The organism is Polyangium spumosum (genome assembly GCF_009649845.1).
Lineage (GTDB): Bacteria > Myxococcota_A > Polyangia > Polyangiales > Polyangiaceae > Polyangium > Polyangium spumosum.
Genome location: NZ_WJIE01000005.1, coordinates 667,546 through 683,054 on the forward strand (window position 1 = coordinate 667,546; position 15,509 = coordinate 683,054).

At 70.3% G+C, this 15,509-nt stretch carries 13 protein-coding genes; 7 read left to right on the forward strand and 6 right to left on the reverse strand.

Translation table 11 applies throughout. From position 1 onward, the window contains the following. Positions 1-9 precede the first annotated feature (9 nt). Positions 10-1,815 carry a WD40 repeat domain-containing protein gene (locus tag GF068_RS20150; protein WP_153821027.1) on the reverse strand — a complete coding sequence of 602 codons (1,806 nt, stop codon included), beginning with the start codon at positions 1,813-1,815 and terminating at the stop codon, positions 10-12. A gap of 104 nt (positions 1,816-1,919) precedes the next feature. Further along, positions 1,920-3,764, reverse strand: a complete 1,845-nt coding sequence (locus tag GF068_RS20155; RefSeq protein ID WP_153821028.1) for a MutS family DNA mismatch repair protein — start codon at positions 3,762-3,764, stop codon at positions 1,920-1,922. Between the two features lie 89 nt (positions 3,765-3,853). On the opposite strand from GF068_RS20155, the gene coaBC reads away from it, so the two are divergent. Continuing rightward, positions 3,854-5,077, forward strand: a complete 1,224-nt coding sequence (gene coaBC, locus GF068_RS20160; RefSeq protein ID WP_338046477.1) for a bifunctional phosphopantothenoylcysteine decarboxylase/phosphopantothenate--cysteine ligase CoaBC — start codon at positions 3,854-3,856, stop codon at positions 5,075-5,077. Then, positions 5,068-5,817 carry a CPBP family intramembrane glutamic endopeptidase gene (locus GF068_RS47080; protein ID WP_153821030.1) on the forward strand — a complete coding sequence of 250 codons (750 nt, stop codon included), beginning with the start codon at positions 5,068-5,070 and terminating at the stop codon, positions 5,815-5,817. Before coaBC ends, GF068_RS47080 begins: the two co-directional genes overlap by 10 nt. Before the next feature lie 65 nt (positions 5,818-5,882). On the opposite strand, the gene GF068_RS20170 is transcribed toward GF068_RS47080, so the two are convergent. Beyond that, a complete protein-coding gene (locus GF068_RS20170; protein WP_153821031.1) occupies positions 5,883-6,725 on the reverse strand; it encodes a hypothetical protein in 843 nt (280 codons plus the stop codon). Positions 6,726-6,916: 191 nt separating this feature from the next. Next, positions 6,917-7,666 (reverse strand): YebC/PmpR family DNA-binding transcriptional regulator, encoded by a 750-nt coding sequence (locus GF068_RS20175; protein ID WP_153821032.1) that lies wholly within the window; start codon positions 7,664-7,666, stop codon positions 6,917-6,919. Positions 7,667-7,924: 258 nt separating this feature from the next. On the opposite strand from GF068_RS20175, the gene thrS reads away from it, so the two are divergent. The 4 genes from thrS to GF068_RS45220 are packed head-to-tail and all read left to right on the forward strand — an operon-like array spanning position 7,925 to position 12,772. Further along, positions 7,925-9,754 carry a threonine--tRNA ligase gene (thrS, locus tag GF068_RS20180; RefSeq protein ID WP_153821033.1) on the forward strand — a complete coding sequence of 610 codons (1,830 nt, stop codon included), beginning with the start codon at positions 7,925-7,927 and terminating at the stop codon, positions 9,752-9,754. Between the two features lie 14 nt (positions 9,755-9,768). Beyond that, positions 9,769-11,085: a hypothetical protein gene (locus tag GF068_RS20185; RefSeq protein ID WP_153821034.1), complete on the forward strand. Its 1,317-nt coding sequence runs from the start codon at positions 9,769-9,771 to the stop codon at positions 11,083-11,085. Beyond that, positions 11,082-12,401 carry a WD40/YVTN/BNR-like repeat-containing protein gene (locus GF068_RS45215; RefSeq protein ID WP_240807051.1) on the forward strand — a complete coding sequence of 440 codons (1,320 nt, stop codon included), beginning with the start codon at positions 11,082-11,084 and terminating at the stop codon, positions 12,399-12,401. The genes GF068_RS20185 and GF068_RS45215 overlap by 4 nt, the downstream gene beginning before the upstream one ends. Beyond that, a complete protein-coding gene (locus tag GF068_RS45220; protein WP_338046479.1) occupies positions 12,398-12,772 on the forward strand; it encodes a zf-TFIIB domain-containing protein in 375 nt (124 codons plus the stop codon). Before GF068_RS45215 ends, GF068_RS45220 begins: the two co-directional genes overlap by 4 nt. Positions 12,773-12,779: 7 nt before the next feature. Here GF068_RS45220 and GF068_RS20195 read toward each other — a convergent pair whose 3' ends face one another. After that, the gene (locus GF068_RS20195; protein ID WP_153821036.1) at positions 12,780-13,388 is read right to left on the reverse strand and encodes a hypothetical protein; all 609 of its coding nucleotides are present in this window, start codon (positions 13,386-13,388) and stop codon (positions 12,780-12,782) included. 16 nt (positions 13,389-13,404) lie between these two features. Further along, on the reverse strand, positions 13,405-14,235 hold the full coding sequence (locus GF068_RS20200; RefSeq protein WP_338046480.1) for a polyphosphate kinase 2 family protein: 831 nt from the start codon (positions 14,233-14,235) through the stop codon (positions 13,405-13,407). A gap of 84 nt (positions 14,236-14,319) precedes the next feature. Between GF068_RS20200 and GF068_RS20205 the strand changes: the two genes are divergently transcribed. Next, on the forward strand, positions 14,320-15,495 hold the full coding sequence (locus GF068_RS20205) for an LBF_2804 family protein (RefSeq protein ID WP_153821037.1): 1,176 nt from the start codon (positions 14,320-14,322) through the stop codon (positions 15,493-15,495). Positions 15,496-15,509: the final 14 nt, after the last annotated feature.

Below are 15,509 nucleotides of genomic sequence, written 5' to 3' on the forward strand. Positions count from 1 at the left end.
GAAGAGGCGTCAGGGCGAAAAACGCGTCACGAAGACGTCGAGCGCGCCCTTGCTCACGAGCGGCGAGAGGGGCGGGCCAAAATCGAGCGTCCCGGCAAAAGCGCCCGTCACGAGCGCGCGAGAATCGGGCAAAACCACGACACCGAAGCCGCGCTGCGCCTCGGCGTCGCCGTCGGTCCTCGCCCAGAGGAGGGCGCCGTCCGCGCCGGCGTATTTCGCGATGAACACGTCGGCGGATCCGGCGGAGACGACGGGGCCGGCGCCGAGATCGATGGAGCCGTCGAAGCCGCCGGTCACGATCACGTTGCCCGCCGCGTCGAAGGCGACGCCCATGCCAATCTGATCACCACCCGTCGTGTCGCCGAGGCTCTTGCCGAACCGGAGCGCGCCGTCCGGCTCGAAGACGAGGAGGAATGCGTCGAGCGAGGTCGCGCTGGTGAGCGTCACGCCGGAGAGCACGATCGAGCCGGAGAACGCCCCCGTCACCGCGACCTCGCCCGAGGGGCCAACCGCGACGGCGTAGGCGTGCTGCGATTGCGCGTCGCCGATGCCGACGCCCCATTTCGCATTCGTGTCCACGCCCGAGAGCCGCGCCACGAAGGCGTCGCCGCCGCCGCCCGCGGGGAGGACGACGCCACCGCCGAGATCGAGCTGCCCGTCGAAATCACCCGCCACGACGACGTCGCCGCCGTCCACGAACGCGACGCCGTGGGCCCGCTGCGCGGCGGCGTCGCCATAGAGGCGGCTCCAGATACGTTCGCCCGCCGGATCGAGCACGGCCACGAAAAGATCGGCGTCGCCGGTCGATGTCTGCGCGCCGCCGCCAAAATCGACGGTGCCCGCAACCTCGCCCGCGACGGCGATCCGGTCGTGGGGCCCGGCAGCGACGGCGTTCGCGGCCTGGACATCTCCGTCCCCGAACGCCTTCGCCCACCGCACGCCGCCCGCCGCGTCCACCGCGACGACGAGGGCGTCGACGCCATTGGCAGCACTCGTGAGGACCTTGCCATTGCCAAAATCCATCGACCCCTGGAAATCACCCGCGACGATGACGTCCGCCGAGTCTCCGGCGACGGCGACGCCACGCGCCGCGGCGCGGCCGCCCTCGGCAGCGAACTCCCGGCTCCACGTCATGGCGAGGCTCGCGACGCGCCGGTCGACGTAGAGCTTTCCGGAGTTCACGGTCCGGAATTGCACGTCGCCGTCGAGCACGCCCGCCGTCGCGTGGACGAGGCCGTTCGTCGCGACCCCGAAGGCCACGTCCGAGAGGTCGCCGCCGCGCGACGCTCCGAGCTCGACGTCGCCCGCGCACCCGGGGGCCACGCCGTCACAATCCTCGTCGCCCTCGGTCGCGCAATCCTCCGCCGAGGGCGAGGCCTCGGGGACACAAGCGCCAAACGAGAGGCCGTCGGGCTCGCAGGTGCGCACGCCCGCGGCGCACGCGCCGAGCTTGCCCGTCTCGCAGGGCAGGGTCGCGCCGGGATCGCAGAGGCACTCGTCGTCGCCGCGGCCTTCGCCGTCGCAATCCTCGTCCTCGGGCGTGAAGCAGTTTTCTTCCTGGGGCACGACCTCGCCGACACACGCGCCGAACGTCTGATCGATGCGACAAACAGCCGCGCCGGGGACGCAGAGGCCAACGCCGGCCGTCGCGGCAGGGCCCGTGTAGCAACGCGCGGACACGCCGACGATACACGGCGCGTCAGGATCGAACGAACCATACACGTCGAGCGCGCAGGCGGAGGGGAGCGCGGAGGCGAAGAGCGAGACGAGGCCCACGGCGGCGAGGCGCAGGTAGGTTCGTCTTCGGCGGACCATGAAGGAAGCTCCTCGGGGAAAGGCCCCAGAGACCGAGCAGGAAAAAGCGAACGTGTATCCTACGAAATTCGGGGCCCGCAGATCAACTCCGCGGGCAGCGCGGCTCAAGCCTCGGGCAGCGCGACCTTGATCCCCACGAGGCGCATGAGCCGGAGCGCGTTCGTGGTCGAGACGACGCCGGGCCGGAGCACGTAATCGAAGGTCATCTTCCCCTCCTCGACGTGCTCCTGGAAATGCACGTTCGTGACCCGGCCGCCCGTCTGCGCTTCGAGGTCCGCGAGCGCGAGGTCGTGCGAGGTGACGGCGCCGATCGCGCCCTTGTCGAGGAGGTGGACGACGACGGCGCGCGCGCCGATGTGACGCTCGCGCGAGTTCGTGCCGTGCAGGACCTCGTCGAGGAGGAAAAAGACGGGCTCGCCCCGGTCCGCCGCGTCGACGACGGACTTGAGCTTCTCGAGCTCGGCATAAAAATGGGACACGCCCTGCTCGAGCGAGTCGCTGATCCGCATGCTCGTGCGCACCGAGAGCGGCGTCATCTGGAGCTTGCGCGCGCAGACGGGCGCCCCCGCCTGCGCGAGCACGGCCGCGAGGCCCATCGAGCGCAACCACGTGCTCTTGCCGCTCATGTTCGAACCGGTCACGAGGATCCCGGAGCCGGGGCCGTCGATCACGAGGTCGTTCACGCGCCGCGTCTTGCCAGGGATCAGCGGGTGCCCGAGCCGCTCGGCCACGAACCGCGGCGGGCCCTCCTCCACCACGGGGAAGGCAAAATCCGGGTGCTCGTAGGCGAAGGCGCCGAGGCTCGCGAGGGCCTCGAGGTCGCCGAGCGCGGAGAACCAGCCGCGCACGTGGCGCCCGGCGCGCAGGCGGAACCGCTCGAGCGCGGCCATGCAGAAGACGTCCCAGAGCAGGAGGACGTTCGCGAGCAGGTGCACGAGCCCCGAGTGCCGGAGCTCGACGAAGCCGAGCACGCGCTCGAACGAGGCGAGCTCACGCGAGGCCGAGGGGCCGTCGCTTCCGCCGAGCAAGGCCGCGCGGAGCTCGACGAGGCGCGGGGCGCGGAGCTCCTCGGCCTCGATACGCGCGAAGAGGTCGCGGTACCTCCCGAACGGAGCCTCCTTCGACGCGGCCTGCGCGAGCGCGGGCTGGATCTTCGCGCTGAGGAGGAAGAGGACCACGATCTGAAGGGCAAACGGCGCGAGGTAGGCCCGGCCGAGGAGCGGCGGGAGCGCATTTCCAAGCCCGTGCGAGAGCGCAAAGAGGCCCACGGTGAGCGGCACGAGGACAAACGCCGCCCGCACGAGCGTACGAGACAACCCGTCGCGGAGCACGGGCTCGGCCTCGGCCCACGCGACGAGCGGCGCGGTGGCGCGGCCCCGCGTGCCCGCGGCGGCGCCGATCGTGGCGAGGTCTTCACGGAAGGCCGTGAGGCCGGCGAGCTCGCGGACGGCGCCTTGTCGCGCGGCGATCTCGGCGGGCGAGGCGCGCTCGGCGAGCCAGCGCGCGAGGGCCTCGGTGCCAGGCGCGGTGCGGGTCTCGTCGAGCAGGCGGAAGACCGAGGCAGAGCCGAAGACGTCGAGGTCGATCGCGTAGGGATGACGCGGATCCGTCGCGGGGCCGCTCGGGAGCGCGTCGGGCAAGGTGCCGGCGAGGCGCGCGAGCGCGCGGTCCACGATCCCGAGCCGCGCCTGGACCTCGGTCTCGCGGTTGACGAGCGATCCGTGCACGGCGACGACGGCGATGAAGACAGCCCAGCCGAGGGCGACGAGCACCCAGCCGATCATGGGCAACGACCGAAAAAACCCGTACCCGAGGGAGCCGAGGGCCACGAGGAAGAGCAGGCCCCGCAAGCCCGAGAGGCGCGCGGAGCGACGGGCGAGCTCGTCCGCCTCGGCCGCGAGCGTGTCCCTGCGCGCGCGCACGACGACGTTCGGATCAGCGGAACTCAACGTAGTTTCGGGCGCGTCGGGCACGGCCGGAGCCTACCGCGGCGGGGGGCATGTACGCTCGCCCCATTTCGTGCAACCTTTCCGGCCCCGTGTCTGCCTCCTCGCCCACGTCCGTCCCCCCCACGATCGTGCTCGCCGTGAGCGGGAGCATCGCCGCCTACAAGGCCGTGGAGGTCGCGCGGCTGCTCAAGAAAGCGGGGGCGCGGGTGATCCCGCTCATGACCCGATCGGCGCGCGCGTTCGTGGGAGCTCAGACGCTCTCCGGCATCACGGGCGAGCCGGTGCACGAGGAGATGTTCGACCCGTCTTACCCCGGGGAAAAACACGTCGATCTCGCGCGCGCCGCGGACCTCGTGCTCATCGTGCCGGCGACGGCGGACCTCATCGCGCGGCTCGCCGCGGGCCGCGCGGACGATCTCCTGACCGCGCTCGTGCTCTGCGCGCGAGGGCCCGTGCTCGCGGCGCCCGCGATGCATCCGCGCATGTGGGAGCACCCGGCGACGGCGCGTAACGTGGCGACACTCGCGGCGGACGGTCGCGTGTCGCTCGTGGGGCCAGTCTTCGGCGAGGTGGCCTCGGGGGAACACGGCATGGGGCGGATGGCCGATCCCGCGGAGATCACGCGAGCAGCACGCGCGGCGATCGGGCCGCGGGATCTCGCGGGGATCCGGGTCGTGGTGACGGCGGGGCCGACGGTCGAGGACCTCGATCCGGTGCGGTTCCTCGGCAACCGCTCGACGGGAAAGATGGGCTTCGCGATCGCGGAGCGCGCGGCTTCGCGGGGCGCGTCGGTGACGCTCGTGTCGGGGCCGGTCTCGCTCGCGACGCCGAGGGGCGTGACGCGGGTGGACGTGCGGAGCGCGCTCGACATGCAGGCCGCGCTGAGGGAGGTGATGGGCGCGGATCTCGAGCACGCGGACGCGCTGATCATGACGGCGGCGGTCGCCGATTACCGGCCCGCGGAGCAGAGCGCGACGAAGCGGAAACGTTCGGCCGAGCCGCTCCGGCTCGAGCTCGTGCCGAACCCGGATCTGCTCGCCGAGGTCGGCGCGGCGCGCAAGGGCGCGCGGCCCGTGCTCGTGGGTTTCGCCGTGGAGACCGCGGACGACGCGGGGATCGAAGCCTACGCGCGCAGAAAACTCGCGGCGAAGTGCGTGGACATGGTGGTGGCGAACCACGCGAAGGACTCGTTCGGCCGCGAGGACAACCGGGCGACGATCGTGACCGCGGGCGGCGCGGAGGCGCTCGGGGTCCTGTCGAAACATTCGCTCGCGGATCGGATCCTCGATCGTGTGGCGGAGCGATGTCGGTGAGCGAGGCAGACGACGACGAGCTTTCGGACGAAGACGAAGAGGACACGTCCAGCGAGCCGACGTCGAAGCGAGAGGCGCTTTTCATCGCGGGCGGCGTGACGATCACGAGCGCGCTCGCCGTGGGGTTCGCGTTCTCGGACGAAGCCGCGGGCACGCCCTTCATGCTCGGCGCGCTCGTGCTCGTGTACGGGGCGCTCGCGGCCTTCACGGTGTGGCGCCTGCGCGCGCGAGGCGAGCTCGACGAGCAGCTCCGGCCACGCGGCGGGGATCTGACGGTGGGCGCGGTCGTGGCGGCGGTCCTGTACGGCGTGGCGACGGGCGTGCACCTGCTCGTGACCTCGCCGCCTTCGCCGCGGGCCGCGTGGATCATGCAGGTGTACGCGACGCTCGGTGATCCGGCGGCGGAGGGGCGGCACCTCGTCGGCGGCGTGGTCTTCGTGGTGGCGGCGCTGGAGGAGCTCGTCTGGCGCGGCCTCGTGCAGCGCGTGTTGCTCTCGCCCTTCGGGTGGTTGCGCGCGTGGCTCCTGCAGGCGGCGCTGTTTGGCGTGGCGCACCTGCCGACGATGTTCCTGCTCGGTGATCCGCGCGTGGGGCCGAACCCGCTGCTCGTCGCGGCGGGCGTGGCCTATTCGCTCGTGTGGGGCCGGCTCGCGATGCGTATGGATCGCCTGCCGCCGGCGATGTTCGCGCACGCGCTCTTCACGTGGGGCGTGTTCGAGTTCCCGATCTGGAGGCCTTGAGCGTTCGAAAAACAGAGGCGCCCGCGGAGCACCACGAGCGCCTCTCGATCCTCTCGCGAGGGTGATCAGCCGTTCTTGCGGTTGCGACGCCGCGCGGCCGAGATGCCCATCGCCGCGAGCCCGAGCGCGATGCCCGTGACGGCGAACGGCGACTCGGTCTGGTTCGGCGAGGCCGAGCAGCCGAACCCGCTGGCCTCGCCCGAGCCCGCGCAGTCCGCGCCGCCGAGCGTGATCGTGCACTCGCCCTGCGCCTGCGCCGAGACGTCGACCTGGAGGCCCTGCGCGATGAGGGCGTTGATGCACGACTTCACGTCGCTCGCGCCCACGTACTGATCGTTGCAGAAGAGCGCGCCCGTGGGCTCCTGGCACTGCACTTTGCAGCCGCCTTCGAGCTTCGCGTAGCAGGCGAGGTCGCAGTCCATGTTGATGTTCGCGGTGCACGCGCCGGTGCAGCAGGTGTCGCAGTGGTCGATGCAGTTGCTCGGCTGCACCTGGCACTGGGAGCGGCAACGGCTGGTGCAGCTCGCCTTCGCGTCGGTCACGCAATCGCGGTCCGGGTAGTTCGCCTGGCAATCGGCGATGAACGGCTGCTCGCATTCGTCGTGGCAGCCCTGGATGCAATCGAGCTTCGACGGATCACACTCGGCGATGCAGGCCTCGCCGCAGTTATTGGTGCACATCGAGCTCGCCGTCGCGGTGCAGCCGCCCTCGCAGCCGGCGGTGAACCGGAGCGACGTGCAGTCGGCTTCGCAGCCGCCCTCGACGCGGACCTCGCAGCCGAGGCCGTTCTTGTTGAAATCGAATTTGCCGCACGCGGCAGGCGTCTCGACGGCGAGCGCCTGGGAAGAGGCGAGGAGCAAGGCAGGGAACGCGAGGACCGAAAGCACGAGCTTGCTGAAGTTGGCCATGGGGTCTCCTTCCGATGCGAAGGCAGAGGGTATCAGGAACCGTTCGATCGAGGCCTGCGCGATCACGCAGGCGTTCGTCGTAAGACGGTCCTTCCCCAGGCTCGTTCCAGAGCTCGTTCGAGTCCGGATGTCGCTCGCGCAAAAAACGAGGGGACCTTCCGCTGCGGAAGGCCCCCGAAGGCCACGCGCGCCTAGCCCGCGATGCGAGCGAGCTCGTCTTCGGAGACGTCGAAGTCAGCGTAGACGTTCTGCACGTCGTCGTGATCGTCGAGCGCGTCGAAGAGGTTCAGGCAGACCTCGGCGTCACGGCCCTCGACCTGCTTCTTGTTCTTGGGGACGTACGCAGGTCCGCTCGACTTGACCGCGATCTTCGCGTCCTCGAGCGCCTTCACGACGGGATCCGTGAGCTCGACGCTGCACGTCACCTGCCACTCCTCGCCCTGGTCGGTGTAGTCGTCGGCGCCCGCGCCCACGGCGATCTCCATGAGCTGGTCCTCGGTCGCGGCTTCCTTCGCCAGCGTGATGAGGCCCTTGCGATCGAAGGCCCACGCCGCCGAGCCCGACGAGCTCATGACGCCGTTGTTCTTCTCGAAGATCTTGCGGACCTCGGCGACGGTGCGGTTCTTGTTGTCCGTCATCACGTCGACGATGAAGAGCGTGCCGCCGGGGCCCGTGCCCTCGTAGACGATCTCCTCGTAGTTGACGCCCTCGATCTCGCCGGTGCCGCGCTGGATCGCCCGCTTGATCGTGTCGGCGGGCATCGCCTGGCTGCGCGCGTCCGTGACCGCCTTGCGCAGGCGCGGGTTGCCGTCGACGTTGCCCCCGCCCATGCGGGCCGCGACGGTGATCTCCTTGATCAACTTCGTGAAGAGCTTGCCACGCTTCGCGTCGAGCGCGCCCTTCTTCCGCTTGATCGTGGCCCATTTGGAGTGGCCGCTCATGCCTTCACTGCTCCTCGAAAATGTGCGCCCGGGGCGCACCGCGCCGTAAAGCGCGCGGAAGGTAGCGAGGCGGACTCCCGGAGGCAACCTCGCGTTGCGCTCCCCCGGGCGTTTTTCCGATCCGCCACGTCACGCTGCCAGGCGACCTCGCTTGCTTTCAGGGCGACGGTGTCGCACGTTTCGCCCCTCGCCAGGCCCGCCCGAGGCGGCAAAGGCCGGCGAACGAACCGCTCTGCACACGACCGAGAGAACCGAGCCATGCCCGTCATCGAAGAAAAACCCCAGGACGAGAAGCTGTTTCGCATCCGCCACTCGCTCGCTCACGTCATGGCGCAAGCGGTCCAGACGCTCTACCCGGGGACGAAGCTCGGGTTCGGCCCGGCGATCGACGACGGCTTCTACTACGACTTCATCCTGCCGAAGCCGGTGAGCGACGCGGAGCTCGCCGCCATCGAAGGGAAGATGCGCGAGATCATCGCGGCGGCGCAGAGCTTCTCGCACGAGGATCTCCCGCTCGACGCGGCCCTCGCGCGGATCGAGGGCCAGATGGGCGAGCCCTTCAAGGCCGAGTACGCGCGGGAGCTCGCGGCGAAGAAGGGCCACAAGGAGATCAGCTTCTACGCGAACGGCGGCTTCGTCGACATGTGCGAAGGTCCGCACGTCTCGAACACGAAGGACATCCCGGCCGACGCCTTCAAGCTGCACTCGCTCGCGGGCGCGTACTGGCGCGGCGACGAGCGCAACGCGATGATGACGCGCATCTACGGCTACGCCTTCAACACGAAGGCGGAGCTCGACGAGTACGTCGCGGCCGTGGAGCAGGCCAAGCAGCGTGATCACCGCAAGCTCGGCCAGGAGCTGCGCATCTACGCGATCCGCGACGAGATCGGCAAGGGCCTGCCGCTCTGGCTGCCGAACGGCGCGGCGATCCGGCACGAGATCGAGAAGCTCGCGCACGAGATGGAGTTCCGCGCGGGCTACAAGAAGATCGCCACGCCGCACATCACGAAGCGTGGCCTCTTCGAGACCTCGGGCCACATCCCGCTCTACGAGGACGGCATGTACCCGCCGATGGTCCTCGACGAGGAGGGGCGCGGCGCGGGCGGGCCGGAGGAGTCGTACTACCTCAAGCCGATGAACTGCCCGCACCACCACATGGTGTTCGCCTCGGAGAAGCACTCGTACCGCGATCTGCCGCTGCGCTACACCGAGTACGGCTCGGTCTACCGCTTCGAGCGCGCGGGCGCGCTCCAGGGCCTCACGCGCGTGCGTGGCATGACCATGAACGACGCGCACATCTACGTGACGCCGGAGCAGCTCAAGGAAGAGTTCCAGGCGGTCATGAAGCTCCACGAGCGCTACTACGCGCTGTTTGGACTGACGAACTACTTCATGCGCCTGTCGCTCTGGGATCCGGCGGATCCGAAGCGCGGCTCCAAGTACGTCGACGATCCGGAGAACTGGGCGCTCTCGGAGCGGCTCGTGACCGAGGCGCTCGAGGAGATGGGCGCGAACTACAAGGTCTCGCCCGGCGAGGCGGCGTTCTACGGGCCGAAGGTGGACTTCCAGTTCGTCACGGTGACGGGGCGCGAGTTCACGCTCTCCACGAACCAGCTCGATTTCGCGGTCCCGCCGCGCTTCGGCCTCGCCTACACGGACAAGGACGGCAAGGAGAAGACGCCGTACTGCATCCACCGCGCGCCGATGGGCACGCACGAGCGCTTCATCGCGTTCTTGATCGAGCACTTCGGCGGCGCGTTCCCGACGTGGCTCGCGCCCGTGCAGGTCGTGGTCGTGCCCGTGAGCGACAAGTTCCTCGCGTACGGCAAGAAGATCGAGGCGCTCCTGCGCGAGGACCTCGTGCGCGTGGAGCTCGACACGAGCTCGGCCACGATGGGCAAGAAGATCCAGGAGGGCGCGACGCGGAAGATCCCGATCCTGCTCGTCGTGGGCGGCAAGGAAGAGGCGGAGCAGACGGTGACCGTGCGCAGGTACGGCATCAAGGAGCAGAAGGCGATGCCGCTCGCGAGCTTCGTCGAGATGCTCGCGCAGGAGATCAAGGAGCGGCGCCACGTGAAGTCGTGGTAGTTTCGGGGGGATCGATGATCCCCCCGGGCCGCCTCGTTTCGTTCGTTCGAGAGGCGCAAAAGCTCGCGCCCGTGCTCCTCGCGCCCCTCGCGGCCTGCGTCCTCATCACCGACATCGACGAGAGAAAGATCCACGAGGGCGAGGCGTCGTCCGCTTCGTCGTCGGCCTCGTCCGGGGTCGGGGGCGCGGGCGGCGAAGGCGGCGCCGCCCCCTGCACGAGCGACGCGGATTGCCCGGGGGTCCTCTCGGCGTGCGGCGAGCCGCGCTGCTTTCCGGACGGGCGCTGCGGCTTCGACAACCAGCCGATCGGCGCGCCCTGCGACGAGGGCGCGGGGGCCGCGTGTGACGGGAAAGGTCATTGCGTGGAATGCACGGCGAACGTGCATTGCGCGAGCAGGAAATGCGGGCCGGATCGAACGTGCGTCCCGGCGACGTGCGGCGACGCGATCGAGAACGGCGACGAGACGGACGTCGATTGCGGCGGCTCGTGCGTGGCGGACTGCGGACCGGGCGCGGGCTGCGGCGGGGACGGCGATTGCGTGGGCGGGCTCTGCGTCGGCGGCCTGTGCGCGGCGACGTGCACGGACGGGGTGAAAAACGGCGAGGAGACGGGCAACGATTGCGGCGGGCCGGACTGCGAGACGTGCCCGCTCGGCGCGGGTTGCGAGGTCGACGGGGATTGCGAGTCGTCGTTTTGCGCGGACGGCCTCTGCGCGGCGGCGCCCACCTGCGCGGACGGCGAAAAGAACGGCGAGGAGACGGACGTCGATTGTGGAGGAGCGGCCTGCCCGAAATGCGGGCTGGGCGGCGCTTGCGTGGACGGGATCGATTGCGAGAGCGCGTCCTGCGTGCAGGGAGCGTGCGCGGCGCCCACCTGCGCGGACGGCGTGAAAAACGGCGCGGAGGCGGGCGTCGACTGCGGCGCGGTTTGTCCGGAGGGGTGCCCGCCGGGCGAGCCTTGCGAGGGCGCCGAGGATTGCGCGAGCCAGGTCTGCGAGGGCCCTTCGGGCAGCGCCGTCTGCGCCGCGCCGTCCTGCTTCGACGGCCAGCACAACGGCGACGAGGCGTTTTACGACTGCGGCGGCTCCTGCGACGTGAAATGCCCGCCGCTCTCCCCGTGCCTCGTCGACGCCGATTGCAAGGGTGGCCTCTGCGACCCGCAGAAGCTCACGTGCTCGCCCACCTGCACCGACGGCTACCAGAACGGGGGCGAGACCGACCCGGATTGCGGCGGCCCGTGCGCCACGAAATGCCCCGAGGGCGGGCATTGCCTCACGCACCTCGATTGCGTGCCCGACACCTACTGCGAGCAGGGACATTGCTTGCCATGAGGCGCCTCGGAGCCCTCGCGATCGCCCTCGTCACGGCCCTCGCCCTCGCGTCGGGGACGGCGCAGGCAAATGGCCGATTCCCTTCGGCCGGGCACGTCGAGGTCGATCCGGCGGATCCGGCGCACGTGGTCCTGCGGGCGACGTACGGGCTCGTCGTGAGCACGGACGCGGGCGAGCGCTGGTCGTGGGTCTGCGAGGAGGCCATGTCGTTCGCGGGGATCTGGGACCCGCCGATCGGCATTGCCGCGGGCGGCGCGCTCCTCGTGGGTTTGCCCGACGGGCTCTCGGTCTCGACGCCCGACGGCTGTGGCTTCTCGCGCGCAGGCGCCCTCGAAGGCCGGCTCGTCGCCGACCTCGCGGTGGACAAGAAAAACCCGGCCCGCGCGGTGGTGCTCACCTCCTCGCCCGTCGGCGCGGGCTTCGATACGCGGCTCTTCTGGACCGAGGACGGCGGCCTGTCGTTCACGGACGCCGAGGCCGTTTTCCCGGACAACCTGCGCGGGCTCACGGTGGATCTCACGCCGGATCCGGCGATCGTGTACGTGAGCGGCGTCCTCGGCGGGCCTTTGCCGAGGGGCGTCGTGTTGCGCTCGGCGGACGGCGGGAAGACGCACGCCATCACGGCCGTACCCGGCGGCGACGAGGCGCACGCGCCATACATCGGCGCGGCGGATCCTTCAAACCCGGACAAACTTTACGTGCGTCTCGACGGGGCACCGGGGCGGCTCCTGCATTCGGCGGACGGCGCGACCACGTGGGAGGAGCTCTTCGTCGGGGAGGGGGCCCTGCTCGGGTTTTCGCTCTCGCCCGATGGAAGCGCGCTCGTCGTGGGCGGCGAGAAGGACGGGATCTGGCGCTCGCCTGCGCCGGAATGGGCCTTCGAGCAGGTCTCTCGATTGCATACGCGGTGCCTGCGCTGGGCGGACGCGGGCGTGTATGCGTGCACCGAGGAGGCGCTCGACGGGTTCTCCGTAGGTTTGTCCGTGACCGCGGGCTCGACGTTCGGCGTGGCCTCGCGCCTCGCGGACCTCTGCGGCCCGCTCCCCTGCCCCGCGGGCAGCGCGACGCGTACACAATGCGAGCCGCGCTGGCCCCTCTTGCGGACGACGCTCAATATCGTCTCCTGCGACGGCGCGGGCGGCGCGGGCCCGGGGGACGGCGGCGCGCCGCCCGGGGGCGACCCGGGGACCGAGCCCTCGGGGGATTGTGCTTGTGGCCTCGCCCGAGGGGTCGGGGGCGGCGAGGTGGGCGCTCTTTTCGTGGCCCTGGCCGCCATCGGCTTCAAAGCGGCGCGCCGGAGAGGAAGGCAATCGTGAACTGTCCCAAATGCCGAGCAACGATGGAGATCGTGTTGTTCGAGGACGTCGAGGTCGATCGTTGCACGGCCTGCAAGGGCCTCTGGTTCGACAGCCGCGAGAACGAGCGGCTCAAGTCGAAGCGGGGCTCGGAGATCATCGACTCGGGCGACCCGAAGACCGGGCGGAAGAACAACACGATCCCGTACGTGCGTTGCCCGCGCGACGGCAATCCGATGGTGCGCATGGTCGATCCGGCGCAGCCGCACCTCTGGTACGAGACCTGCTCGACCTGCGGCGGCGCCTATTTCGACGCGGGCGAGTTCCGGGATTACAAGAACCTCACGATGCTCGATTTCATCCGCGATCTGTTCGCGAAGCCGCGGGCCTGAGCCGCGGTCAAACCTGCAGGATGTCGCAGGCTTCGTCGGGAAAAACGCAGCCGTAGGGCGGACAAACCATCTGCCCGTTCGAATTGCGGACGCATTGGCGATGCGGCTTCCAGCCCTTGGGATCGTCGTCGAGGGGCGGCGGAGGCGGAGGCGGCGGAGGCGGCTTTCGAACGATGGTTTTTCCTGCGTCCGCGACGCCGGCGTCCACGGGGGCGGCGTCCACGCGCTCGGGGAGCTCTGGCAAGGGCGGGTCGCTCGGAGGGGCCCCGACGAGGAAGGGGCTCGGGGGCGGCGGGGCGTCGCGCGCCAGGTCCTCGGGCGGTGAAGGCCTCTTCGGGGGTTCGGGCGGAGCCGGGGGAGCGGCGCTCGCCGTGGCATTTTCGGCGGATTCGGGCTCGACCGGAGGCGCCTCCTCCGTCTTGCAGGCCGTCCCCGCGAACGTGAGGGCCATCGCGGCGCCGAGCGCATAACGCTGCGCGCGCGACATCTCGGGGCGGGCCGAGGGCGGAGACGGCTCACGCGCCGCGGCGGAGAAGACGAGCCCGCAGAAGGGACACGCGGGCTCGGACGAAAAGACGTGCCGCCGGCAAGCCGAGCAGAGGATCATCGTTCGCATGGCAAGCGCCCCGGGCTCAGGATTTGCGGGCTCGATAAGCGTCGAGCTCGGCCTTCCGCTGTTTGCCGACCTGGTCGAGTTTGTCCTGCCAGATCTTCTTGTAGGGCCGGAGCGTCTGCACGAGCTCGCGGGCGATGACGAGGTTCCGGTACCATTTCGCGTCCGCGGGCACGATCGTCCACGGCGCGCGCTTCGTCGCGGTGCGCGAGATGGCGTCCTCGTACGCATCGGTGTATTCGCCCCATTTCTCGCGCTCCTCCCAGTCGCCCGGGTTGAGCTTCCACGCCGTGCGCGGGTCCTCCTCGCGCTCGAGGAGGCGCTTCTTCTGCTCGTCTTTGCTGATGTGCAGGAAAAACTTCAGCACGATGGTGCCGTGCTCCGAGAGCAGCTCCTCGAAGTCGCGGATGTGGCCGAACCGCTCGCCCCAGATCTCGCGGGGGACGAGGTCGTGGATACGCACGACGAGAACGTCCTCGTAATGGGAGCGGTTGAAGATCGCGAACTCGCCCTTCCGCGGCGCGTGGCGGTGGACGCGCCAGAGGAAATCGTGCTCGCGCTCCTCCTCGGTGGGCACGCCGAACGAGGTGACGTGCACGCCGCGGGGATTCAAGTGGCCCACGACGTGCTTGATCGCGCCGTCCTTGCCCGCCGCGTCCCGCCCCTGCAGCACGACGAGCACCGAATGCGTGCGCGCGCCCCACAGGAGATCCTGCAGCGCGAAGAGCTCCTCGCCGAGCGACTCGAGCTCCCGCGCCGCCTCGTCGCGCGTCACCCCGCCGGGCGGTGACGCGCCGATCGCGCCGAGATTCACCTTCTCCCCGTTCCTGTCGAACGTCACGACGCCCACGCGGTCTCTCCTTTCGAGGTCGGATGAGCAAACGCAAAGATCCGCCGCACGTCAAGGGCCAATTCGTGTATCGTCGCGGATCGCATGGTCAGCGCGAGCGGGACGGAGCCGGCGGCCCGAGCAGAGACGAAAACGCCGATCCTCGAGCGGCTCGGCGTGCTGTATTTCCGCCGCCTCTCGGCCACGGCGCCGCGCGTCGCCGCCGAGGACGCCATCACCGTGCTCAACGCCGAGGAGCGGCGGCAGCTCTCGGCCGTGGTGCGCGGCGCCGTGATCCGCGCGAGCCTCGCGGGCGCCGTGAGCGCGGCGCTCGCGGCCGGCGCGGAGGTGCTCGCCGAGCGGCTCTTCGGCGCCGAGCACCAGAGCGCAGGCGCGGCGGCGCGATACTGGGCGCTCGTCGGCGGCGTGACGATCGCCTCGGCCGTGGCCGAGATCCTGTTTCTTTACTGGGATTCCTTGCGCGCCGTGCACCGGCTCTCCCGCGCCGCGGGGCTCGATCCCTTCGCGACCGAGGCGAGCGGGGACGGCGCGGCCGTGGCGCTCGCGCTCGCGCGCGCGGCGCTCGAATTGCCGAACCCGACGGACCGCGTGTTCGGGGTCGATCCGCGGCGCGAGGCGTCGAAGCTCAAATTGGCGATCGCGTCCTTGCTCTACAAGGTGAAGGTGAGCGTCACCAATTTCGCGGTGAAGGTGCTCGTCCGGCGCCTCGCGGGCCGCGCGCTCGTGCGCACGTGGTTGCCTTTCGTCGCGGTGCCCGGCACGGCGGCGTGGAATGGGTTCGTTTGCTGGATCGTGCTGCGGGAGGCGAAGATCCGCGTCATGGGGCCCTCGGCCGCGCGGGAGCTCGTGCGCGCGATCTTCGATCAGGGTGTAGCGCCCTCGCCCGAGGGGCGCCTCGCGCTCGTGCGCGCCGTGGCGAGCTCGATCGTGCGCACGGAGGACCTGCACCCGAACCTCCACGCGGTGCTCGTCGAGGTCGTGCGGCGCGTCCCCGATCCGCTGCCCGAGGGGATCGACGATTCGCGAGTTTTCCTCGAGGCCTTGCCGCGCCTCCCGCCCGAGGAGCAACGAATGGCGCTGCAGGTCCTGCTCTCGGCGGCGATCATCGACGGCCGGTTCACGACCGCCGAGAAGCGGCTGCTCGTCGAGGCCCAGGTCGCCTGCGGGAGGACACCGGACGTGAAGCCGGCGGAGCGGCTCCGGCGCGCGTTCGTGGCCGGCAAAGGCTCGCTCGACGAGCTGATTCGAACGCTCCTCTGATCCGACACCCGAGC

Excerpts from the sequence above, each read along its gene's own strand:
- GF068_RS20150 (WP_153821027.1), bottom strand. The coding sequence starts at position 1,815 with ATGGTCCGCCGAAGACGAACCTACCTGCGCCTCGCCGCCGTGGGCCTC.
- GF068_RS47080 (WP_153821030.1), top strand. The coding sequence starts at position 5,068 with ATGTCGGTGAGCGAGGCAGACGACGACGAGCTTTCGGACGAAGACGAA.
- GF068_RS20170 (WP_153821031.1), bottom strand. The coding sequence starts at position 6,725 with ATGGCCAACTTCAGCAAGCTCGTGCTTTCGGTCCTCGCGTTCCCTGCC.
- GF068_RS20175 (WP_153821032.1), bottom strand. The coding sequence starts at position 7,666 with ATGAGCGGCCACTCCAAATGGGCCACGATCAAGCGGAAGAAGGGCGCG.
- thrS (WP_153821033.1), top strand. The coding sequence starts at position 7,925 with ATGCCCGTCATCGAAGAAAAACCCCAGGACGAGAAGCTGTTTCGCATC.
- GF068_RS20185 (WP_153821034.1), top strand. The coding sequence starts at position 9,769 with ATGATCCCCCCGGGCCGCCTCGTTTCGTTCGTTCGAGAGGCGCAAAAG.
- GF068_RS45215 (WP_240807051.1), top strand. The coding sequence starts at position 11,082 with ATGAGGCGCCTCGGAGCCCTCGCGATCGCCCTCGTCACGGCCCTCGCC.
- GF068_RS20195 (WP_153821036.1), bottom strand. The coding sequence starts at position 13,388 with ATGCGAACGATGATCCTCTGCTCGGCTTGCCGGCGGCACGTCTTTTCG.
- GF068_RS20205 (WP_153821037.1), top strand. The coding sequence starts at position 14,320 with ATGGTCAGCGCGAGCGGGACGGAGCCGGCGGCCCGAGCAGAGACGAAA.